This window comes from Nocardia sp. NPDC020380, assembly GCF_044386975.1.
Taxonomy (GTDB): domain Bacteria; phylum Actinomycetota; class Actinomycetes; order Mycobacteriales; family Mycobacteriaceae; genus Nocardia.
In genome coordinates this window covers 129,735-151,137 of sequence record NZ_JBIRVQ010000008.1, presented here as the reverse complement: position 1 = coordinate 151,137, position 21,403 = coordinate 129,735, and the positions used below count along the sequence as shown (strand labels likewise).

Annotated in this window: 21 protein-coding genes, 1 tRNA gene and 1 other RNA gene; 4 read left to right on the top strand and 19 right to left on the bottom strand. The window is 67.0% G+C overall.

Annotation, left to right across the window (positions count from 1 at the left end; all coding sequences use genetic code 11):
• Window positions 1-107 precede the first annotated feature (107 nt).
• From ACH438_RS23265 to ACH438_RS23255, 3 genes are read right to left on the bottom strand one after another with little or no spacing between them, the layout of a single operon-like run.
• Window positions 108-929 carry a YceI family protein gene (locus tag ACH438_RS23265; RefSeq protein WP_397008517.1) on the bottom strand — a complete coding sequence of 274 codons (822 nt, stop codon included), beginning with the start codon at window positions 927-929 and terminating at the stop codon, window positions 108-110.
• Complete coding sequence (locus ACH438_RS23260; protein WP_397008515.1) at window positions 926-3,676, bottom strand: MFS transporter; 2,751 nt, start codon at window positions 3,674-3,676, stop codon at window positions 926-928. Before ACH438_RS23260 ends, ACH438_RS23265 begins: the two co-directional genes overlap by 4 nt.
• A gap of 11 nt (window positions 3,677-3,687) precedes the next feature.
• Complete coding sequence (locus ACH438_RS23255; RefSeq protein WP_397008513.1) at window positions 3,688-4,179, bottom strand: MarR family winged helix-turn-helix transcriptional regulator; 492 nt, start codon at window positions 4,177-4,179, stop codon at window positions 3,688-3,690.
• Between the two features lie 83 nt (window positions 4,180-4,262).
• Between ACH438_RS23255 and ACH438_RS23250 the strand changes: the two genes are divergently transcribed.
• Window positions 4,263-5,222 (top strand): aldo/keto reductase, encoded by a 960-nt coding sequence (locus tag ACH438_RS23250; protein WP_397008511.1) that lies wholly within the window; start codon window positions 4,263-4,265, stop codon window positions 5,220-5,222.
• On the opposite strand, the gene ACH438_RS23245 is transcribed toward ACH438_RS23250, so the two are convergent.
• The 5 genes from ACH438_RS23245 to ACH438_RS23225 all read right to left on the bottom strand — a co-directional run bounded on the left by ACH438_RS23245 (window position 5,203) and on the right by ACH438_RS23225 (window position 10,513).
• A complete protein-coding gene (locus tag ACH438_RS23245) occupies window positions 5,203-6,819 on the bottom strand; it encodes an MDR family MFS transporter (RefSeq protein WP_397008509.1) in 1,617 nt (538 codons plus the stop codon). The two genes, ACH438_RS23250 and ACH438_RS23245, sit on opposite strands and share 20 nt — an antisense overlap.
• Complete coding sequence (locus ACH438_RS23240; protein WP_397008507.1) at window positions 6,803-7,447, bottom strand: TetR/AcrR family transcriptional regulator; 645 nt, start codon at window positions 7,445-7,447, stop codon at window positions 6,803-6,805. Before ACH438_RS23240 ends, ACH438_RS23245 begins: the two co-directional genes overlap by 17 nt.
• A gap of 79 nt (window positions 7,448-7,526) precedes the next feature.
• Window positions 7,527-8,321, bottom strand: coding sequence for an isocitrate lyase/phosphoenolpyruvate mutase family protein (locus tag ACH438_RS23235; RefSeq protein WP_397008505.1), 795 nt, complete (start codon window positions 8,319-8,321; stop codon window positions 7,527-7,529).
• Window positions 8,314-9,201 carry a TIGR03619 family F420-dependent LLM class oxidoreductase gene (locus tag ACH438_RS23230; RefSeq protein WP_397008503.1) on the bottom strand — a complete coding sequence of 296 codons (888 nt, stop codon included), beginning with the start codon at window positions 9,199-9,201 and terminating at the stop codon, window positions 8,314-8,316. Before ACH438_RS23230 ends, ACH438_RS23235 begins: the two co-directional genes overlap by 8 nt.
• Window positions 9,202-9,283: 82 nt before the next feature.
• The gene (locus tag ACH438_RS23225) at window positions 9,284-10,513 is read right to left on the bottom strand and encodes a hypothetical protein (RefSeq protein WP_397008501.1); all 1,230 of its coding nucleotides are present in this window, start codon (window positions 10,511-10,513) and stop codon (window positions 9,284-9,286) included.
• Between the two features lie 141 nt (window positions 10,514-10,654).
• Between ACH438_RS23225 and ACH438_RS23220 the strand changes: the two genes are divergently transcribed.
• On the top strand, window positions 10,655-11,950 hold the full coding sequence (locus ACH438_RS23220) for a class I SAM-dependent methyltransferase (RefSeq protein WP_397008499.1): 1,296 nt from the start codon (window positions 10,655-10,657) through the stop codon (window positions 11,948-11,950).
• Window positions 11,951-11,972: 22 nt separating this feature from the next.
• Entirely contained in the window at window positions 11,973-12,185 is a 213-nt protein-coding gene (locus ACH438_RS23215; protein WP_397008497.1) for a DUF5302 domain-containing protein, read from the top strand.
• Window positions 12,186-12,195: 10 nt separating this feature from the next.
• On the opposite strand, the gene ACH438_RS23210 is transcribed toward ACH438_RS23215, so the two are convergent.
• Entirely contained in the window at window positions 12,196-12,696 is a 501-nt protein-coding gene (locus ACH438_RS23210; protein ID WP_397008495.1) for a winged helix-turn-helix transcriptional regulator, read from the bottom strand.
• A gap of 52 nt (window positions 12,697-12,748) precedes the next feature.
• Between ACH438_RS23210 and ACH438_RS23205 the strand changes: the two genes are divergently transcribed.
• The gene (locus tag ACH438_RS23205) at window positions 12,749-13,162 is read left to right on the top strand and encodes a nuclear transport factor 2 family protein (RefSeq protein ID WP_397008493.1); all 414 of its coding nucleotides are present in this window, start codon (window positions 12,749-12,751) and stop codon (window positions 13,160-13,162) included.
• Between the two features lie 53 nt (window positions 13,163-13,215).
• Here the strand turns inward: ACH438_RS23205 and ssrA are convergent.
• The 10 genes from ssrA to prfB all read right to left on the bottom strand — a co-directional run bounded on the left by ssrA (window position 13,216) and on the right by prfB (window position 21,358).
• Window positions 13,216-13,588, bottom strand: a transfer-messenger RNA (tmRNA) gene (gene ssrA / locus ACH438_RS23200).
• Between the two features lie 104 nt (window positions 13,589-13,692).
• On the bottom strand, window positions 13,693-14,169 hold the full coding sequence (smpB, locus tag ACH438_RS23195) for an SsrA-binding protein SmpB (protein ID WP_397008491.1): 477 nt from the start codon (window positions 14,167-14,169) through the stop codon (window positions 13,693-13,695).
• Window positions 14,170-14,346: 177 nt separating this feature from the next.
• Window positions 14,347-14,422: transfer RNA gene (locus tag ACH438_RS23190), tRNA-Glu, on the bottom strand.
• A gap of 96 nt (window positions 14,423-14,518) precedes the next feature.
• On the bottom strand, window positions 14,519-15,028 hold the full coding sequence (locus tag ACH438_RS23185) for a hypothetical protein (RefSeq protein ID WP_397008489.1): 510 nt from the start codon (window positions 15,026-15,028) through the stop codon (window positions 14,519-14,521).
• Window positions 15,025-15,339 (bottom strand): hypothetical protein, encoded by a 315-nt coding sequence (locus tag ACH438_RS23180; protein ID WP_397008487.1) that lies wholly within the window; start codon window positions 15,337-15,339, stop codon window positions 15,025-15,027. The genes ACH438_RS23185 and ACH438_RS23180 overlap by 4 nt, the downstream gene beginning before the upstream one ends.
• A 9-nt stretch (window positions 15,340-15,348) precedes the next feature.
• Window positions 15,349-17,427, bottom strand: coding sequence for a DNA helicase RecQ (gene recQ / locus ACH438_RS23175; protein ID WP_397009150.1), 2,079 nt, complete (start codon window positions 17,425-17,427; stop codon window positions 15,349-15,351).
• 108 nt (window positions 17,428-17,535) lie between these two features.
• Entirely contained in the window at window positions 17,536-18,441 is a 906-nt protein-coding gene (gene ftsX / locus ACH438_RS23170; RefSeq protein WP_397008485.1) for a permease-like cell division protein FtsX, read from the bottom strand.
• Complete coding sequence (gene ftsE / locus ACH438_RS23165; protein WP_397008483.1) at window positions 18,441-19,130, bottom strand: cell division ATP-binding protein FtsE; 690 nt, start codon at window positions 19,128-19,130, stop codon at window positions 18,441-18,443. Before ftsE ends, ftsX begins: the two co-directional genes overlap by 1 nt.
• A gap of 212 nt (window positions 19,131-19,342) precedes the next feature.
• Window positions 19,343-20,206: a mechanosensitive ion channel family protein gene (locus ACH438_RS23160; RefSeq protein WP_397008481.1), complete on the bottom strand. Its 864-nt coding sequence runs from the start codon at window positions 20,204-20,206 to the stop codon at window positions 19,343-19,345.
• A 30-nt stretch (window positions 20,207-20,236) separates the two neighbouring features.
• Complete coding sequence (prfB, locus tag ACH438_RS23155; protein ID WP_397008479.1) at window positions 20,237-21,358, bottom strand: peptide chain release factor 2; 1,122 nt, start codon at window positions 21,356-21,358, stop codon at window positions 20,237-20,239.
• Window positions 21,359-21,403 lie beyond the last annotated feature (45 nt).

Sequence of the window (21,403 nt, the reverse complement as noted above, 5' to 3'; positions counted from 1 at the left end):
CCCACGCCTCCGACTTCCGATCCTGGCAGTCCGCTCCCAGGGAACGGAAAAACCGCCCCCGGGAGGGCGGTTTCCGTTCTCTGAGACTTTCGCGACTCGCGTCGTGTCTACATGGTGGGCAGTTGCTCGCCCTGCACCAGTTCCATATCGAGTTCGATCTTCACGGTGGTGCCGACGGCCGCGATCCCGGCCCGGACGACGGCGTTGTAGTCGATCGCGAAATCCTCGCGGTGCAGCAGGGTTTCGGCGTGGAAGGCGGCGCGTACGCCACCCCACGGGTCGGGCCCGTAGCCCCCGTAGGTGACCGAGAGTTCGACCGGGCGGGTCTGGCCGTGCAGCACCAGTTCGCCCGGCATCACCCAGGTGTCGCCGCCAGTGCGGCGGAAACCGTTGCCGGTGAAGGTGATCAACGGAAATCGCTCGATGTCGAGGAAGTCCGAGGAGCGCAGATGGTCGTCGCGCATGCCGATCCCGGTATCCACGGTGGCGGCCTTGATCTCGGCGAATCCGCTGGACCGCTCGAAGACTCCGGAGATGTCGAGGCGGCCGCTCACCTCCGCGAATCGCGCCTTGATCCCGGCGATGCCGAGGTGCCGGGCGGTGGCCTGGACCGTGGAATGCATCGGGTCGATGGTCCACGGTCCGGGCGGCGGCAGCGCGATGGCGTCCGCTTCCCGTTCCAGCCGGATCTCACCGAGTGCGCCCACACCCGCCGCGGAGATGCGGATGACGCGCGCGACGGGCTGATGCCCGGGCGCGGTCACCACCGCGGTGTGCATGCCCGGGGGCAGCGGCGCGGTGGCCGCCATCCCCGTTTCGCCTGCCGCCGCGCGGGCGAGCTGGCGGCCGTTCATATCGGTGACGGTGAGTACCGCCCCCGGGACCGGCCAGCCCTCCGCGCTGCGGATCTCCGCGGTCAGGCCGTTCATGGCCGGTCCGTGAACTGTTCCACGCCGGTCGGTTCGGCGCCGGCCGCGTTCAGGTCGTAGCCGAGCTCGACGCTGTGGTCGACCTGGCCGCCGCTGACGGTCACCCGGGTGGCGACCGGCGGATATCCGCGGGCGACCACCGTGTAGCCGCCTTCGACGAGGTCGGTCATCGTGTAGCGGCCGTCCTCGTCGGTGCGGGCGGTGCCGATCGGCGTCCCGGCCGCGTCGAGCACGGTGACGAGGGCGTCGGGCACCGCGCGACCGCCGGCCACGACCGTGCCGGACAGCATGGCCATCGCGGTCAGTTCGAGGTCGTAGTGCAGCAGTCCGCTGTCGGGCACGACCAGCGTGGTGGCGAACGGCCGCATGTGCTCGGCCACCGCGACCAGCGTGTAGACGCCCGACACCACGCCGTTGCACACGTAGCCGCCGTCCACTCCGGTGACGGCCGCTCCGACGACCTCGCCGCGCGGATCGGTCAGCGTGATGGTGGCGCCCGGCAGCGGTTCGCCCTGCCCGGCGGTGCGCACGGTGCCGGACAGTTCGCCCGAACCCTGCAGCGTGAGGTCCAGCAGCTGAGCGTGCCCGTCGACCTTGACGTTCACCGCGGACGGCATGTGCCCGCCCGCCGAAGCGATCAGCACATAGTGTCCGGCGGCGGGGGTTTCGATGCGGTACGCGCCGCCACCGTCGCCGAGGGCGCGCGAAACCTGGTGCCCGCGTTGATCGATGAGGGTCAGCGCGACACCGGAGACGGGCCGGCCGTCCTCCCGGCGGACATGTCCGCCGATCGAGGGCCCGCCGAGGGCGCCGTCCAGCGCCGCGACGATGGCGCCCGGCTGGGCGGTGGCGCGTTGCGCGCCAAGACCATTGGCGGCGTGCTGTCCTTCGGCGACCGCGAACCGGTCGTCCTCGGCCGCACCGTTCGAGTCGGTGGCCGCGAGGTGACCGTTGGTCACCGCGTGCTGTCCGTTGCCGGCGTACTGCCCATTGCCCACCGCGACATGACCATTGGCCTCGTGGCGGCCCGCCGCGGCGGCCGCCAGTACCGGTTCGGGCTGCGAGATCACCTGTGCGGCGCCCTCCCAGACCTGCTCGGCGCCCCATTCGGGATCGTCGGCCGGCTCGTCGCCGAAGTCCACGGGCGCGCCTTCGGCGGCAGCGGCAGCGGCGGCAGCGGCGCCCGGATCCTGCAACGGAATCTCCTTCATGAACGCCAGCACGATGCACGCCAGCAGCGCCACGCCTGCCGCGGCCCAGAACACGCCGTGCATGGAGTTGGTGAAACCGATCAGGATGGGATCCCGCACCTGCGCCGGAAGCGCCTGGATACCAGCGGTATTGGACTGGATGCTGTCGAGCTTGCCGGCGCTGAATCCGGGCGGCAGATGACCGCCGAAGGCGTCGGTGATCTTGTGCGGCAGCAGGTTGAACAGGATGGTCAGGAAGACCGCGACACCCAGGGTGCCGCCGACCTGCCGGAAGAAGGTCGCCGCGGCGGTCGAGACGCCCATATCCGAACGGGGACCGGCGTTCTGGACCGCGATGATCAGGGTCTGCATGCAGCAACCCAGGCCGAGGCCGATGATGGCGCCCCACACCAGCGGCTGCCACAGCGGGCTGTCGTAGTGCACGGTCGCGTACAGCGCACCACCGCAGGCGATGATGAAGGTGCCGACGACCGGCAGGATCTTGTACCGTCCGGTCCGCTTGGTGACCTGGCCCGAGATCAGCGATCCGGCCATCAGGCCCGCCATCAGCGGCACCATCAGCAGACCCGCCTTGGTGGGCGAGAAGCCACGCACGACCTGCATGTACAGCGGAACCATGGAGATCGCGCCGAACATGGCGATACCGACGATGAAACCGCCGACGATGCAGACGGTGAAGGTCGAATTCCTGAACAGCCGCAAGGGAATCAGCGCGGCTTCCTTCATCAGGTATTCGATGAGGATGAACAGCCCCAGGCCGATGAGCCCGATCAGGTAGCAGAGGATCGCCTTGCCGGAGCCCCAGCCCCAGGTGCGGCCCTGTTCGGCCACGATGAGCAGCGGCACCACGCAGATGGCCAGCGCGACCGCGCCGCCCCAGTCGACGCGCACGTTCTGTCGTTGGTGCGGCATGTTCAGCACCTTGGCGACGACCACCAGCGCGAGAATGCCGATCGGCACGTTCACCAGGAACACCCAGCGCCAGCCCTCGATGCCCCACAGGTGATCGAAGCCGGAGAACCAGCCGCCGAGCACCGGGCCCGCGACGGTGGCGATACCGAACACCATCATGAAGTAGCCCTGGTACCGCGAGCGTTCCCGAGGCGGGACGATGTCACCGATGATGGTCATGGCCAGCGACATCAGGCCACCGGCGCCGAGACCCTGGAAGGCGCGGAAACCGGCCAGCTCGTACATCGAGGTGGAGAAGGTACACGCGGCCGAACCGATCACGAAGAGCGCGATGGCGGTGAGGTAGAAGTATTTTCGCCCGTAGATGTCGGCGAGTTTGCCGTACAGCGGAGTGCTGATGGTGGCGGTGATGAGGTAAGCCGTTGTGGCCCAGGCCTGCTGGTCGAAGCCGTGCAGGCTGTTGGCGATCTTCACGATCGCGACGCTCACGATGTTCTGGTCCAGCGCGGCGAGGAACATGCCGAGCAGCAGGCCGGAAAGGATGGTGAGGATCTGCCGATGTGACAATCTCGGCGGTGCACCCGCCGCCGTGATGGGCGGCGCCTCGTTGGTCGCAGTTGTCATGTCTCGAAGCCTTATTTCGAATCGGTTGAAGCGGTGGTTCTTTCCATGCCGCTGACGAATCGGTCCAGCAGGCGGATCAGGTCCGCGCGATCGGCGGATGGCCAGTCGGCGAACAGTTCCGCGAGCCAGAGCGTGCGTTGCCTCCGGTTCTCCGTGAAGATCCGCTCACCCTCCGCGGTTGCACGCAATACGCACGCGCGGCCGTCGATGGGGTCGGCGCCACGTTCCACGAGACCGTGACTCACCAGGCTGCGACTCTGCCGGCTGATGGTCGAGATCTCGGCGTGCAATGTTTCCGCGAGCTTCCCCGTGCGCTGCGGTCCGTCGTGGACCAGGCAGAAGAGCATGGAGTAGGCAAGCTGCTCGAGGCCTTCCGGCCCGTGCTTGATTACCCGATGCTTCGCCCGGCCGACGGCACGTAACAGCCGAACCAGTTGAGTACCGAGTAGGTCGGCATCTTCGAGTTCGGTTGTGACACTGGGATCACGGGCTGCGGTGACCATGATCGATTCCTTTACGAACCATTTACTTAGCTCATGCAACTACTTGCTGTTGCCAACTATACATGCGCGCTAGGTTGGATGCCATGGGCTTACTGGGAACCACAGATCTCGACATCTACCCGCTGTGCCTGGGCGGAAACGTCTTCGGCTGGACAGCGGACCGCGACCGGTCCTTCGCGGTACTCGACGCCTTCACCGCCGCGGGCGGCAACCTGATCGACACGGCCGACGCCTACAGCGTGTGGGTGCCCGGCAATTCGGGCGGCGAATCCGAAACCATCCTCGGCGAGTGGACGGCCAGCCGCGGCAACCGCGACTCCGTATACCTCGCCACCAAGGTCGCGAAGTCGCCGCAGCGGCCCGGCCTGAGTGCGGCCAATATCCGTGCGGCCGTGGATGATTCACTGCGGCGACTGCGCACCGATTACATCGACCTGTACTACGCCCACCACGACGACACCGAGGTTCCGCTCGCCGAAACCCTGGGCGCCTTCGACGAACTCGTGCGCGCGGGCAAGGTCCGGCACCTCGGCGCCTCGCAGTACACCGCACCGCGCCTGGCGGAGGCGCTCGCCCTCTCCGAGCGTGAGGGACTGGCCCGGTATCAGGTCGTGCAGCCCCTCTACAACCTGATGAACCGCGGCGTCTACGAGGGCGATCTGGCCGATCTCTGCGTACGCGAAAAGCTTGCTGTACTCCCCTATTACGGGCTTGCCAGCGGATTCCTGACCGGCAAGTACCGGCCCGCCGACTCGGCGGTGCCGAGCGAGGACGCCGTGGGCACCCCGAGCCCGCGGGCGGCGGGCGCTCGCGCCTACCTCGATGTGCGCGGCGAACGCGTGCTCGCCGCGCTGGACGAGATCGCCGCCGCGCACCGGGCCGAGGTCGCCTCGGTCGCACTGGCTTGGCTGCGGGCCCGGCCCGCGGTCGCCGCGCCGATCTCCAGCGCCCGCACCCCGGACCAGCTGCACGCCCTGCTCGCCTCCGCGACGCTCACACTGAGCGACGCGGAGGTCGGGCAGCTCAGCGCTGCGTCGGCGTAATCGCCTCCGCCGGTTCGCCTTCCGGAGTTTCCTCGTCCGCCATGACGGCCTCACCACGCGCCACCATGCCGGCCTGATCGGACAGGGTCAGCTGCGGAATGAACAGGGACAGAACGAAAGCCAGGATCGCGCCCGGAATCAGATACCAGAATCCGGGCACGAGGGCGTGCACGTAGGCGCCCACGATCGCATCGTGCAGGCCGCTCGGCAGGTGCTTGACCACCGAGGGCACCAGGCTGCCGGCCTGCAGGTGCGCACCCATGGCTTCCTGCCAATGGTCCTTGAACGCGGAGGTGAGTCCCTCGGTCAGGCGGTGCGTGAAAATCGAGCCGAAGATGGCCACGCCGACCGCGCCGCCCATTTCGCGGAAGTAGTTGTTGGCACTGGTCGCGGTGCCGATCTGGTCCGCCGACACCGCGTTCTGCACCACCAGCACGATGATCTGCATGATCAGGCCCAGGCCCGCGCCCATGGCGAACAGCATGCCGCCGATGACCCACATCGGAGTGCTCGCGTGCAGCGTGGTCAGCCACAGCATGGCGCCCACCATGATCAGCGCGCCGAGCGGCGGATAAGCCCGGTACTTACCGGTTTTGGTGATCGCGGTCATCGAGGCGATGAGCGTGCCCATCATGCCGATCATCATCGGGATCAGCAGCAGGCCCGACACCGCGGCCGACGCGCCCGTGGCCATCTGCAGATAGGTCGGCAGGAAGCCGAGCGCCGCGAACATCACCAGACCGACCACCAGGCCGATCGCGGAAGTCAGCACGAAGGTGCGATTGCGGAACAGCCACAGCGGCAGCATCGGCTCCTCGGCGCGCGCCTCCACCATCACGAACGACGCGACCACCACGACCAGCGCCGCGATCATCGCCAGGATCACCGCCGAACCCCACGCGTACTGCTTACCGCCCCAATCGGTGATGAGGATGAGCAGCGCGGTCGCCGACGACATCAGGATGACGCCGAGATAGTCGGGTTTGGTCTTCGGGCGATGCGTCGGAATCGACAGGTAGCGGAAGGCGATCACCAAGGCCGCCAGCCCGATCGGCACATTCAGCCAGAAGCAGTAGCGCCAGCTCAGCGAATCGGAGAAGAATCCGCCCAGCAGCGGACCCGCCACCGAGGTGATACCGAAGATCGCGCCCATCGGGGCCATGTACTTGCCGCGATCCTTGGCCGGCACCACATCGGCGATGATGGCCTGCGCCAGGATCATCAGACCGCCGCCGCCGACACCCTGCAGCCCGCGGAACACCACGAACTCCCAGAATCCGGTGGCCGCGGCCGCGCCGACGGACGCCGCGGTGAAGATGGCGATGGCGAACAGGAACAGCCAGCGGCGGCCGAACAGGTCACCGAACTTGCCGTAGATCGGCATCACGATGGTGGTCGCCAGCAGGTAGGACGTTGCGGTCCAGGCCATATTGGAGATGCCGCCGAGGTCGCCGACGATGGTCGGCATGGCGGTGCCCACGATGGTCTGATCGAGGCTGGCCAGGAACATGCCCGCGATGAGCGCGGAGAAGATCAGCCAGATTCGTTTCTGGGTAAGGACTATCGGAGCCGGCGGCGCTTCAGTCGTCGCGGTCATCACTTCTCCTGTCAGCAGGGTGGTGGAACAGCCGAGCGGCCATGACGGATTGTTCGTGCAGTGCGGTGGCCAGCGATCGCTCCGGATCGGTGGCCAGCGACATGGCGGCCCGCGTGGTGAGGGCCGACATGAGTCCCGCTGTCAGGGAGACGAATTCGGGGGTGGCGGCGGCGCCCAAGCGCGCTCTCAGCAGATCCTGGAGCGCGGCCTCGTGCTTCACGCCCGCGGCGACGAAGCCGGCCAGTACCCGGGGTTCGGTCGTGATGAGCTGGGTGACGAGCGAAATGCCTTCGCGGGCTTGCTCTTCGGGCTCGTACGAGGAGCTGTACAGCGCGACCAGATCCTCGAGCAGCACGCCGGTGGGCCCGCCCGCGACGAAGAGCTCCCGCGTCGGCGGCGTGCCGATCTCGGTCACCGGACCGACGACGGCGTCCAGTTTTGTCTCGTAATAGTTGAAGAAGGTGCGCGGCGAGACCCCCACCGCTTTGGATACGTCATCGACGGTCATGGCGTCGAGCCCGCGCTCGACGGCCAGCCGCCGCGCGGCCATGCAGATCTCCAGCCGCGTCTGCTGCTTCTTCTGCTCCCGCCACCCGACGGGCGTCTCGCCCTGCTCCACTGGGGACATACAGAGAATTTAGCAGAATCTGCAATTTTTCAGAATCTGCAATTATGTGGTCCGCGCTACACGGCCGGCGGAACCCCTCCTATATCTCCCCGATCCCCGGCAGCCCCGCGACGAAATCGAAACGGCCCGAACGCATCTCGGTGGCCGCGGCCTTGAAAGCCTGCAGCGCGGCCCGCGACAGACCGCCGCCGATACTGACCCGCCGCACCCCGAGCTCCCCCAGCCGCTCCAGCGTGAGCGACGGATCCGCGGTACCCATCAGGACATTCACCGGCTTGCCCACCGACGAGACCACCGCGCGGATGTCCGCGGCGGTCCGCAGGCCCGGCGCGAACAGCACATCCGCCCCGGCCGCTTCGAACGCCTGCAACCGGCGGATCGTCTCGTCCAGATCGCCGACTCCGTGCAGCAGATTCTCGGCGCGCGCGGTGAGCAGCAAGGGAATCGGCAGACCGTGCGCGGCCTCCGCCGCCGCCCGCACGCGCTCGACCGCCAGCCCGAACTCGTAGATGGGCTGCTCGCCGTTCCCGGTCGCGTCCTCGATCGAGGCGCCGACCGCGCCGGTCGCCGCGGCCCGCACGACCATCGCCGCCGCCTCCGCCGGATCATCGGCGAAACCGTTCTCCAGATCCGCGTTCAACGGCAGATCCGTTGCGGCATCGATCTCCCGGCAGTTGTCCAGGATCTGTTCCGCGGTCGCCCGCGACCGGCCCCGCGAACTCGCGACGCCGGAACTCGTGGTGGCCAGCGCCTCGAAACCCAGGGCGGTCAGGATCCGGGCCGTCCCGGCATCCCACGGATTCGGTATGAGGAAGGGCTCCGGACGCTCGTGCAGGGCCCGGAACAATGCGGCTTTCTTCGCCTGATCAGTCACCCGATCCAGCGTAATGCCGTGCCACATGGTCGATATTGCGAAGAATGCGGTCCACGGGAACCGGTGTGTGCCGGTCACCATGGGCGGCATCGAGCTGCGGCAGCAGCACCAGCCGATCGACGCCTAGTTCCCGATACTGCTCGAGGACACGCTGATTCAAGGGACCGACCGGGGTCACGGTGATCTCCAGTGGGCCCAGCTCCGGCGGGCGCTCGTATTCCTCGGCCGCCGTGCGCAAGTTCCGGAGGTGCTGCCGGGTGCGCTCCACATCGAAACCGAAGCCGTACCAGCCGTTCGCGAGCGTGACAGCACGGCGTGCGGCCAGCCGGCCACCCGCGCCGACGACGATCGGCGGGCCCGACTCCCGGACCGGCCGCGGGTAGGCATTCATCTCCGAGAAGCTGACGAAACGCCCCTTGTAGGCAGGTTCGGGCATGGACCACAGGGCCCGCATGGCGCGAATGTAATCGTCCGTGCGGGCCGACCGTTCGGACAGCGCGACACCCACCGCATCGAACTCCGCCGGCACATAACCCGGTCCGATGCCGACGATGAGCCGCCCGCCCGCCACTTGATCGAGACTGGCCAGCTCCTTCGCCAGCACCACCGGATTCCGCAGGGGCAGCACGATGATGCCGCTGGCGATCCGCACCGTGCTGGTGTGCGCCGCCACCAGCGTCAACCCGACCACGGTGTCCAGCATCGGCAGCGTCGGGGCGAGCGGAAATCCGTCGGGGGCGGGATCCGGGAGCACGAGATGCTCACCGCTCCACAGTGATTCGAACCCGGCCGCTTCGGCGTGCCGCGCCACTCGCACGGCCGTCTCGGGGTCGCCGCAGGCCCCATGGTTGATGGCAAACAATCCGAACTTCAACGCCATCACCACAATTTATGGTCGCCACGGGTACGCGACCAGCGAGAATCTCGCATGTACGGTATGCGAGTTCCGCATGGGCCGGGCCTTACGCGATGCCCTCCTGCGCCCGCAGGGCGGCCATCGTCGCTTCGTCCGGATGGTTCTCCACGCGGTAGCGGGCCGGGTAGATACCGTCCACCGGCTCGAGATCGACTACCCCCGCGAGGATTTCCCAGGGGACGAAGAAGGTGTCACCGGTTTCCACATGGGTGAGCGAGACGTTGTGCACCCGCGGCAGCAGGGTGGGGACGGTGTCCGTCCATGCGGCCGCGGTGGATTCGGTGCCGTCCTGCTTGCGGAAGTGCATGACCTTCGCGGCGAAATCCTCGGTCAGCCCGGCCTCCAGGTCGGCGCGCAAGCCCTCGTACTGCGCTCCGTAGACGTGCGAGATCAAGGTGGCCTCCGCGGAACGGATCTCCTGCCAGGCCTGATGACCGCGCGGCACGCGGTACGGAATCAGCTCGCCGTCCTCGTCGACGGTGTACGGCACCGGCGAAACCTCGCGCACCGCATCGTCGAACAGCTGCCGGGCGGTATTCACCAGCCGCAGCACATGCTGTTCCGAGAACTCGGCGCCGACCAGCACCCCGACATTCTGGGCGACGAAAACGATCGGCCGCGCACCGGCTTTCGCGCCGATCCCGGCCAGCCAGCCGTCCACCAGCGGCAGCGCGCCCGCATACGAATCGCCGCTGGTATCGGGGAGGTACAGCATCCCGCCCTTCACAGCCGGGTCGTAGCCGGCGACGGTGTCGAGCGCCAGTCCGGCCAGATTCGCACGGGCGGTGGCGAATACGGTGTCGGCGTCGACACCCCATTCGGTGAGGTTGTGCGGCGTGACCGTCTGCATCGAGGTCGGCCAATCGACGACCACACTCTCCATCAGGCAGGGCAGCACCGGCCGCCACAGCGTGTGGTCCCCTACCCGCAGCCCCTCGATCCGCTGACCCAGCAAACCGGCCTGCCGGATGAGCGGCCGCAGTCGCGGCGCGGCCGCCGCCCAGCCGTCGGGCTCCTCGCCCTCGCGTTGCGGGCCGATCGCCACGAAGGTCGCGAGCATCCGATCGGCCTCCTCGGGCGATGCCCGCCGTGTCCGCTTGAACACGGTATTCAGGTTGATCCGCCCGATCTCCCCGCTGTGTGTCCAGTAGTGGATCTCGAACTCCCCGGCGTCGAACTCGGCGCGCGCGACCACCTCGTTCTCCCGCACCATCGCCAATGCCTGCTCGCCGAATTGCCTGCGATTCGAACCGAACACCCCACCCAGAAATCCCATGCGCCGCAATTTACGCGTTCCGCCCAAACCCCAACCCCCGCCGACAGATTCACCGGCCGATTCACCCGGCGACATTCAGGCCACCCGACAGGCCGGACCGGCTACCCCGCCCCGCGGCGCCGAACGCGCAATAGTGGTCGCATGGGCAACAAGCCAACAGTCGCGGCCGCGTTCACGCCTTTGCTGCGACTCGCTTTCGGACCACAGCCACCGTTGCGGTTCGAGTTCTGGGATGGAAGCGCGATCGAGCCGCCGGGCGAGGTGCCGGGCACCATGCGAATCCGGTCGGCGGACGCACTGAGCCACATGATCTGGGCGCCCGGCGAACTCGGCCTGGGCCGCGCGTTCGTCTCGGGCGCCGTGGATCTCGACGGCGATATCTTCAAGATCTGCCGGGCGCTCCAGTCCGCGGTACCCGACCAGGCCCGCCTCGGCGCCGCCGGAGTCGTGCAGGCCGCCGACGCGGCACGCAAGCTCGGCGCATTGAGCCGCCGGCCGAAACCACCGGCCGAGGAGGCGCCGCCACTGCGCGGGCGGCTGCACACCCGGGCTCGCGATGCGGCCGCGATCAGCCACCACTACGACGTGGGCGATGACTTCTACCGACTGGTCCTCGGCCCGAGCATGACCTACTCGTGTGCTCGCTTCGCCGCGGCGGAGGGGGACAGCACCGACGTCTCACTGGAAGACGCCCAAGCCGCCAAACACGATCTGATCTGCCGCAAGCTGGGTCTCGCCGAACGACCGGGCATGCGGCTGCTGGATGTCGGCTGCGGCTGGGGTTCCATGGCGATGCACGCCGCCTCGGCGTACGACGCGAAGATCGTGGGCGTCACCATCAGTGGGACCCAGGCCGATTCCGCTCGCAAGCGCGCCGCGGAGGCGGGTCTCTCGGACAATATCGAAATCCGGCAGACCGACTACCGGGATCTGCGCGGCGAGAAGTTCGACGCCATCTCCTCCATCGGCATGTTCGAACACGTCGGCGCCGAACGCACGCCCGAATACTTCGAAACCCTGCACAGCCTGCTCCGGCCGCAGGGCCGCCTGCTCAATCACGCGATCTCCTCGCGCGGCGGATCGAAGATCAAGAACCGCTCCTTCATCGGCCGCTACGTCTTCCCCGACGGCGAACTACAAGATGTCGGCAATGTCGTATTGGCCATGGAGCGAGCCGGATTCGAGGTCCGCGATGTCGAATCCCTCCGCGAGCACTACGCCCTGACCTTGCGCCAGTGGGTCGCCAACCTGGAATCCGCCTGGCCGGAGGCGGTCGCGCAGACCAGCGAGGGCCGCGCCCGAGTCTGGCGCATCTACATGGCGGCCTCGGCCCTGGGCTTCGAAGACGGTGGCCTGAACCTCCACCAAGTACTGGGCGTCGTGCCCACTCCCGAGGGCAATGCCGCCATGCCCGCTACCCGCCGCGCCTGGCGATAACCGAGATGGCAGGCTGATCACCATGGCCGATGAAAGAGAAGTCTCACCAGAGCATCTCGAGGGCGAAGCCACCGAGTCGCCGCAAGAGGCGACCAAACGCAAGTTCCGCGAAGCCCTCGAACGCAAGAATGGCCACGCCTCCACGGGCGGGTCCGCCCAGAATTCCGCCAAGGTCCGCGGCACTCACGCCCAGGCCGGCGGCAAGCGCACCTTCCGCCGCCGCGCCGGCGGCTAGCAGCACCTCGTCAGCTCGGCGGTTCCAGACGGTCGCCGATGAGCATCGTGCCCGGGCCGCGTCGCGCGCCCGGGCCGTGCCGCCAGTACACGTTGTCTGCCGTGAGCGGCTCTCCACACTCACGGCAGACAACGACTCCTGAAGTCTCGTGCCCGCATTCGCGGTGCACCACCAAGGCCGGCGGCCCCGCTTCCCCCGCGAACCATTTGTCTCCCCAGGCGATGAGCATGGTCAGCGCCGGATAGAAGTCCCGCCCCTGCTCGGTGAGCACATACTCGTGCCGAACCGGGTTCGATTGATACTCACGGGCTTCCACGATCCCGTACTCCTGCAAGGCCTCCAGGCGCGCGGCCAGCACGTTCGAGGCGATCCCCAGATCCCTGCGCAGATCCTCGAATCGGGCGATCCCGACGAACAGGTCGCGCAGAATCAGCGGTGTCCACCGCTCGCCGACCGCGTCGAGCGTCCGCGCGATCGAGCACACCATCTCGGACAAGGCTGCTTTGGGCACCGCCCCAGTCTAGTCCATTGCTTTTTGCAAGTGACATGCCTACCTTGAAGAAATGAGCTCCGACGCGGTCACGCAGTTCCGCAAGGCCACCGAGGCCGGCGATATCGACACCATGATGAGCACCCTCGCCCCCGACGCCGAACTGATCTCCCCGGTCTCCGGCCGCCTCGTCTTCCGCGGCCAGGACGACCTCCGAATCCTCCTCTCAGCGGCCTACGGCAGCCTCGCCAACCTCCGCTGGACCGACGAAATCGGCACCGGCCCCCGCCGAGTCCTCCTGGCAGCAGCCACAATCGGCCCCTTCCACCTCACCGAAGCCCTCGTCCTCGACCTCGCCGACGACGGCCGCATCCGCCGCTTCACCCCCCACCTCCGCCCCTGGCTCCCCCTCACCCTCCTCGCCATCAAGCTCGGCCCCCGCCTCGCCCGCCACCCCGCCCTCCTCCGCCGCGCCGGCCGGCACTGACACCCGCATCGCGAAACGAAGAAGGCCCGGTCCTGATGGACCGGGCCTTTCTCGAGTGGAGCTGCCGGGAATCGAACCCGGGTCCTCCGCCGCATTTTCAGGGCTTCTCCGTGTGCAGTTCGCTATGCCTCTGCTCGGATCTTCCGGTCACGCGAACAAGCCGGAATGACGATCCCAGTCGCTGTTGGATGTCCCATCCGACGCCGCGACCGCGCCGGACGGTAGAGCCCTCTAGCTGATGCCAGGGACCGGGTCGAGGGCGAACCCGGGCTGACAGACACGCTTCGTTGCTTAGGCAGCGAGAGCGTAGTCGCGCTGATTGGAATCGGCGCTTATAAGGTTGCAGCGACGCTCATACGGTGGTCTCCTGCCTGCACCGACACGCTTCCCCTGAATCAACGTACGCAGTCGAAACCGTTCAGCCCCGTCTGTGTCCACCGAATCAGATGAACTACCCGGCTCTCACCGGGCCACCTACTTTAACACCGAACAAACCTTGGTTCATTCCATTAACGCGCCGCCACCGGCCGTCAGCCGCGCATGCCCTTGATCCGGCGGCCCAGCTCGCGGGTGACCTCGCGTTCCGCATCGCGTTTGGCCAGGTCCTGGCGCTTGTCGTAGTCCTGCTTACCCTTGGCGAGAGCGAGCTCGACCTTGACCTTGCCGTCGGAGAAGTACATCGACAGCGGGACCAGCGTGAGGCTGGACTCCTTGGTCTTGCCGAGCAGCTTGTCGATCTCGCGGCGATGCAGCAGCAACTTGCGGGTGCGGCGCGGGGAGTGGTTGGTCCAGGTGCCGTGCCCGTACTCGGGAACATGCAGACCGCGCAGCCACACCTCGCCGTCATCGATGGAGGCGTAGGCGTCGACCAGCGAGGCCTTGCCTTCACGCAGGCTCTTCACCTCGGTACCGACCAACGCGACCCCGGCCTCGAACGTCTCCAGGATCGAATAGTTGTGCCGGGCCTTCTTGTTGCTGGCGATGACCTTGCGCCCCTTCTCCTTCATAACGGTCAACATTAATGGCCGGAGCCAGCGATTTATTCCGCGCATGGCCCGGACGGCCCGCCCAGCGAGCGCGAGCGGTGAGCGCAGACACGGGCGAGCAGCGGATCCGGCTGTGCGCGAACGACTTTCCCGCGGAACGCAGAAAACCCCGCAACCCGATGGGTTGCGGGGCCTTCGTGGTAGTCCCGACGGGATTCGAACCCGCGCTACCGCCTTGAGAGGGCGGCGTCCTAGGCCTCTAGACGACGGGACCAGGCCGCTCACTACGGTCTTCCGACCGAAGCAGCTCCGAAAGCTTATCCTGCCGACGCGCGCCTTCCAAATCCGCAGCTATCCGGCGTGGGCCGGATCACCGGGCAGCCGGCGGCATCGGAGGCGGTGGCGGAATCCGCCACTCGGCCGGCGGCCGCGGCGGCGCGGGGTACGGCGAGTCGTACGGCGGCAAGGACGGTGGGACCTGCCGGACCGGAGGCATCTGCGGCAGCGGATAGGCGGTCTCCCATTCCGGCCGGGGACGCGGCCGGTACTCACCGGCCCGCGCCGCCTCGGCGCGATCGACAATGAGCGGAATGCCGGTGTGCTGCCACCAATGTGCCGAGATCACGCCGTCGCTCATCCCGTGACCGACCGCGAACCCCCGAACCGCCTGCCCCGCATACCGATCCGGCACGGGATCCAGCTTCGCCCCGATGATCGCGGCAATGGCGTTTTCCACGGCGATCCGGACATCCCGGAACGTCTCCGGAATCGGCTGCCCCCGCAGTCGTTCCCGTAGCGCATCCCACAGATACGGATCACCGCGCAGTCCCCACTGCATCGGCGTGCGCGCGAACAGAGCGTCGAGCGTCGGCATGCTCACGCCCGTTCGTCCCGCCACCCACGCTCGAACATCACCTTCAACTTGTCCGCAATCGCAGCATCGAGATCGATCCCGAGCTCCGCCGCAGCCAGCCAAGAAATGATCACAACATCAGCAAGCTCCGCCCGCACGTCATCGAAGCTGCCGGTCCGCCGCGCCTGCCCCGACCACCGCCGATAGGCCCCGACAAACTCACCGGCCTCCTCGGCCAGCGCCAGCACGGCTCGATTAGCCGCCCCCTCCTCCGGAAACCCGCTCTCCCGCAACCGCTCCCGTATCTCGGCAATCACCTGCGGCATGGACTCCGTCACAGCGTTCCCCTACCGGTAGTCGGGCGGCAGATCGTCGAAGTCCGGCGGCACTTCGTCGGGCCATGGCACCTCGTCGTCCGCCGCGCCCCATGAGGGACTGGTGGTGCCACGCGATGCGGGGGCGGGTGCGGGTGGGGCCGGCGAGGTGGTGCGGCGCGCTGGTGGAGCGGAGGGCTCCGCGAATCGGGAGGTGGTGGGGCGGGACGTGGGTGCCGGTGGGCGGGAAATCGGTGCGGGGGTGGAGTTTTCGGTAGGCGCGGCCGGGGTGCCACCGGTTGCGGCGACTACTTCGAGGACGCCTTCGCCGTATTTGGCGCGCTTGTTCTCGCCGATGCCGGAGATGCCGGCGAGGTCGGAGAGGGTGGCGGGTTTGCGGGCGGCGATGTCGCGGAGCGTGGCGTCGTGGAAGACGACGTAGGCGGGGACGCCTTGTTCCTTGGCGGTGGCGCCGCGCCAGGCGCGGAGCTTCTCGAAGAGGTCGGAGTCCGCGGGGGTGAGGTCGGCGGTGGCGAGGCGGGAGCCCTTCGCCGGCTTGGTGGTTCGGCCGACCTTCGCGCGTTCGGGCTCGCGGCGGAGCATGACCTGGCGGCCGTCGAAGAGGACCTCGTTGGAGGATTCGGTGAGGGTGAGGACGCCGTAGTCGCCGTGGACGGCGAGCAGGCCCTGGGCCAGCAGCTGGCGGACCACGCCGCGCCATTCGGTGTCACGGAGGTCGGCGCCGATGCCGAAGACCTTGAGTTCGTGGTGGGAGTGCTGCTCCACCTTGGGGTTGCGCTTGCCGATGAGGATGTCGACGATGTGGCCGGCGCCGAAGCTCTGTCCGCGTTCACGTTTCAGGCGCAGCACGGTGGACAGCAGTTTCTGGGCGGGGACGGTGCCGTCCCAGGACTCGGGGGCGTTCAGGCAGGTGTCGCAGTTGCCGCAGGCCGCGCCGGTCTGACCGAAGTAGGCGAGCAGCTGGCGGCGGCGGCACTGCACGGTTTCGCACAGGGCGAGCATGGCGTCGAGGTGCAACTGCAGCTGGCGGCGGTGCGCCGCGTCGCCGTCGGAGGAGTCGATCATCTTCCGTTGCTGCACAACATCATTGAGGCCGTAAACCATCCAGGCCGTGGACGGCAGCCCGTCACGGCCGGCGCGACCGGTCTCCTGGTAGTAGCCCTCGACGGATTTCGGCAGGTCCAGGTGTGCGACGAACCGCACATCCGGCTTGTCGATACCCATGCCGAAGGCGATGGTGGCGACCACCACCAGCCCCTCTTCGCGCAGGAAGCGGGATTGGTTGGTCGCGCGGATGCGGTTGTCCAGCCCCGCGTGATACGGCACCGCCTCCACACCATTCGCGGTGAGGAACGCGGCGGTCTTCTCCACCGAATTGCGCGACAGGCAGTAGACGATGCCCGCATCCCCGGCGTGCTCGGTCTGGATGAACGAGAGCAGCTGCTGGTCGGCGCGGTTCTTGGCCTCGATGCGGTACTGGATATTGGGCCGGTCGAAGCTCGCGACGAAATGCTTGGCCCGCGTGAGATCCAGCCGTTCGGCGATCTCCTTGCGTGTCGCCTCGGTGGCCGTCGCGGTGAGCGCGATGCGCGGCACATCCGGCCAGCGCTCGTGCACCATCGACAGGCTGAGGTAGTCCGGCCGGAAGTCGTGGCCCCACTGCGACACACAGTGCGCCTCGTCGATGGCGAACACGGAGATCTTGCCGCGGTCGAGCAGCTGCGCCGTGGACTCCAGCCGCAGCCGCTCGGGTGCGAGGTAGAGCACATCCAGCTCCCCCGCCACGAATTGCGCCTCGACAGTGCGCCGTTCGTCGGGGAACTGCGTCGAGTTCAAGAACCCGGCGCGCACCCCGACGGCGTTCAGCGCGTCCACCTGATCCTGCATGAGCGCGATGAGCGGTGAGATCACCACGCCCACGCCCGGCCGCACGAGCGCCGGAATCTGATAGCAGAGCGACTTACCGCCACCCGTAGGCATCAGCACCAGCGCGTCGCCGCCGGAGATCACCTGTTCGACGATCTCCGCCTGCGGCCCGCGAAAACTCTCGTACCCGAACGTCTTTCGCAGTACCTCGTGCGCCGCATCCATTCCGGCGCTCAGGTTATCGCTGACGGTGTCGACCTCGGCTGCGCTCACGCGAGCAATCCTACGGATATCAGCCGACACCGACGAGAGCGTCGCCAACTTCGCACCCCGTTACTCGCGAACGTAATAGCGCAGTGCGGCATACGCGGTGAGTGCGGCGAATCCGACACCGATCGGTGTGACGATCAACGCCACCGTCGCAATGTCGTCACTCGAGATCTTCGGCAGCACCTGATCATTGAACAGACTGCCCAGTGCCCGATTGATCACCAGCGGCTGCGCGATGAACAAACCGCCCACTGCCAGCACCGATCCCACCAGCGCCGCGAGCACGGCCTCCAGGAGGAACGGCAACTGCGTATACCAGCGCGTCGCACCGACCAGCCGCATGATGCCGACCTCGGTCTTCCGCGCCAGGGCCGCGACCTGAACCATATTGGCGATCAGCAGCAATGCCGCCAGCGCCTGCAATGCCGCGAGACCGAACGCCGCATTGCGCAATCCGACGAAGAAACTGACCAGCCGGTCCACGATGTCCATGTCATTGAGCACCGTCATGACGCCCGGCCGTTTGGCGAAGTCGTCGTAGATGTCCCGGTACTTGGTGACGTCGTCCAGCTTCACCCGGAACGAGGCCGGCAGCCCGTCCTGGCTCACCTCGTCGGCGAGGCCCGGCTGATCCTTGAAGGTGGTCTCCTTGACCTCCTTCACCGCGTCCGCGCTGTTGACGTACTGCACGCTCGCCACGTCCGCGTGCTTCTTCAGATCCGACATCAGCGTCTTGCACGGGTCGGCCGTGCAGTCCGGGTCGGTCTTGGAGGTGTTGTCGTCGAGATACAGCCGGATCTCGACCCGCTGGACGTAGTAGTCCTGGATCTTGTCGGCCATGCGCACCGCGAGCAGACCGCCGCCGAGCATGGTCAGCGACACCGCGGTGGTGAGCACCATGGCGATGGTCATGGTGACATTGCGGCGCAGGCCGGTGAAGATCTCACCGAAGAGGAATCCGACGCGCATCAGCGACCCACCCCGTAGACACCCATCTCGTCGTCGCGCACCACACGGCCGCGGTCGAGTTCGACCACGCGCCGGCGCATGGCGTCGACGATGGTGTTGTCGTGGGTGGCCATGACCACCGTGGTGCCGATGCGGTTGATGCGTTCCAGCAGCGTCATGATGTCCTGACTGGTATCCGGGTCCAGGTTGCCGGTGGGCTCGTCGGCCAGCAGGACCAGCGGCCGGTTCACGAAGGCGCGGGCGAGGGCCACGCGCTGCTGTTCACCGCCGGAGAGCTCGCCGGGTAGTCGGTCGGCCTTGCCTGCGAGGCCGACCATGTCGAGCGCCTCGGGCACGGCGCGCTCGATGAAGGACCGGTTCTTGCCGATCACTTCGAGCGCGAAGGCGACGTTCTGGTACACCGTCTTCTGTTGCAGCAGCCGGAAGTCCTGGAAGACACAGCCGATGCGCTGACGCAGTTTCGGCACCTTGCGCCCTGGCAGGCGGTCGACTCGGAAGTCGGCTACCCAGACTTCGCCGTCGGTCGGCTTCTCGTCCTTGAGCAGCAATCGCATGAACGTCGACTTGCCGGAGCCGGAGGGCCCGATGACGAAGACGAACTCGCCTTTTTCGATATCGACCGAAACGTTGTCCAGAGCAGGCCGCGTCGACGTCTTGTAGGACTTGGTGACGTTCCGCAGGGTTATCACGGGTTGCCAGTGTAACCATTAGGTCACGATGATCGCCCCCGCCGCGCGGAAACCGAGGTCAACGTGCCGGATGGTTTGTTTCTGACGGCAGATAGTTGCTGAGCACGGTGTTCACAATGGGCGGTGTGGCCGTTTTGTCGTGACTGTCGGGTTTCACGAATAGGTACAACACGAATGTGGCGACCCACACGGTGAGCAGAATCGCCGTGGACTTACGTGTTTTCACTCAAACCCTCCCGGCGCAGTGCCGCGGCCACCCGCACCCGCAGCTCCCGTCCGACTTCGAACTGTTTGCCCGGCAACGTGCGGGCCACCATCTTGATATTCATCTGGTCGACCGTGAGGTCCTCGACACCCATCACCGTGGGCTCGTCCAGCAGTAGCGCTTTCAGCTTGCGATCCGCGAAAGCCTTGGCGCCCACGTCGTGCAGAATCTCGTTGACCTTGTTGATGTCGGCGGTAGCGGGTACGGGCACGTCGATGGCCGCACGCGCCCAATCCTTCGACAGGTTGGTCACTTTCACGATCTGACCGTTCGGGACAGTTACCACTTCGCCGTCGGCGCTACGCAAAGTCGTGATGCGCAACGTGACGTCCTCGACCGTACCCTCGGCCTCCGTCGAATTACCAGTGACCGCGATCCGCACCACATCGCCGAAGCCGTACTGCCTTTCGGTGATGAGGAAGAATCCGGCGAGAAGGTCCTGCACAACGCGTTGCGCGCCGAAACCCAGCGCCGCACCCAGCACCGCCGCTGGCGCAACTAGGCCACCGAGCTGGAAGCCCAAGCGGCGCAACACTTCCAGCGACACCAGAAAATAGGCGAGGGACAGCACCACCCAGGTGATGACCTGGGCCAGCGCGTGCCGATGCTTGGCCGCCTCGGATCGCACCAGCGAATCACTGGACCGGAAGCCGGCGTCGATCCGGCGCGTGATCCGGTCCCGCACAAAGGTTGTGGCGCGACTGAACAGCATCGTGCCGACGATCAGCAGCACGATCTCGAGACCGCTGGACCGGAGCCAGTTTCCGACGTCGGCTCCGGAACCCATGGCGAGAATCGGACTGGTGCTCATCTATTGCCTCCGCTTCACCCTGGAGTGGGCTCAGGCCTGGGTCTGCTGCTCCCGCATGCGCCAGCGGATTCCGGATTCGATGAAGGCGTCGATATCGCCGTCGAGTACGGCGGACGGATTGTTGACCTCGTAGTTGGTCCGGAGGTCCTTGACCATCTGGTACGGATGCAGGACATACGAACGCATCTGGTTACCCCAGGACGCGCCCTCGTTGGTCTTCAGCGCGTCCATCTGGGCGCGCTCTTCCTGCCGCTTGCGCTCGAGCAGCTTGGCCTGCAGCACGCGCATGGCCGAAATCTTGTTCTGCAGCTGCGATTTCTCGTTCTGACAGGTGACGACGACGCCGGTGGGAATGTGCGTGAGGCGCACCGCGGAGTCGGTGGTGTTGACGGACTGACCGCCCGGTCCCGACGAGCGGTACACGTCGACGCGGATCTCGCCTTCGGGGATGTCGATATGGTCGGTGGTCTCCACCACGGGCAGCACCTCGACCTCGGCGAACGAGGTCTGGCGGCGGCCCTGGTTGTCGAACGGGCTGATGCGCACCAGGCGGTGCGTGCCCATCTCGACCGACAGGGTGCCGTAGGCGTAAGGCGTCTTGACCGCGAAGGTGGCCGATTTGATGCCGGCCTCTTCGGCGTAGGAGGTGTCGTAGATCTCGACCGAGTACTTGTGGCGCTCGGCCCAGCGCACGTACATGCGCATGAGCATCTGCGCCCAGTCGGCCGCGTCCACGCCGCCGGCGCCGGAACGAATATTGACCAGCGCCTCACGCTTGTCGTATTCGCCCGACAGCAGGGTGCGGACTTCCATGGCTTCCACATCGGCGTGCAGCGCGGACCGCTCGGCGTCGGCGTCGGCGAGGGCCGCGGTGCGATCGGCGCCCTCCTCGGCCTCGGCGAGCTCGTACAGCACGGGTAGGTCCTCCAAGCGCTGCCGCAGGTCCTTGACCCGCCGCAATTCACTCTGGGCATGGGACAACTCGCTGGTCACGGCTTGCGCGTGTTCCTGGTTGTTCCAGAGTTCGGGGTCTGCCGCCTGCTGTTCCAGCTCGTCGATGCGGCGAGCCAGCTCGTCGATATCGAGCACCGACTCGATGGTCTTCAGAGTGGTGTCGAGTTCGGCAAGGTCAGCGGAGACGTCAGGATGCACGGTGTTCAAGGCTACCGGGCTCGCCCGCCTCCCCGAAACTTCGGC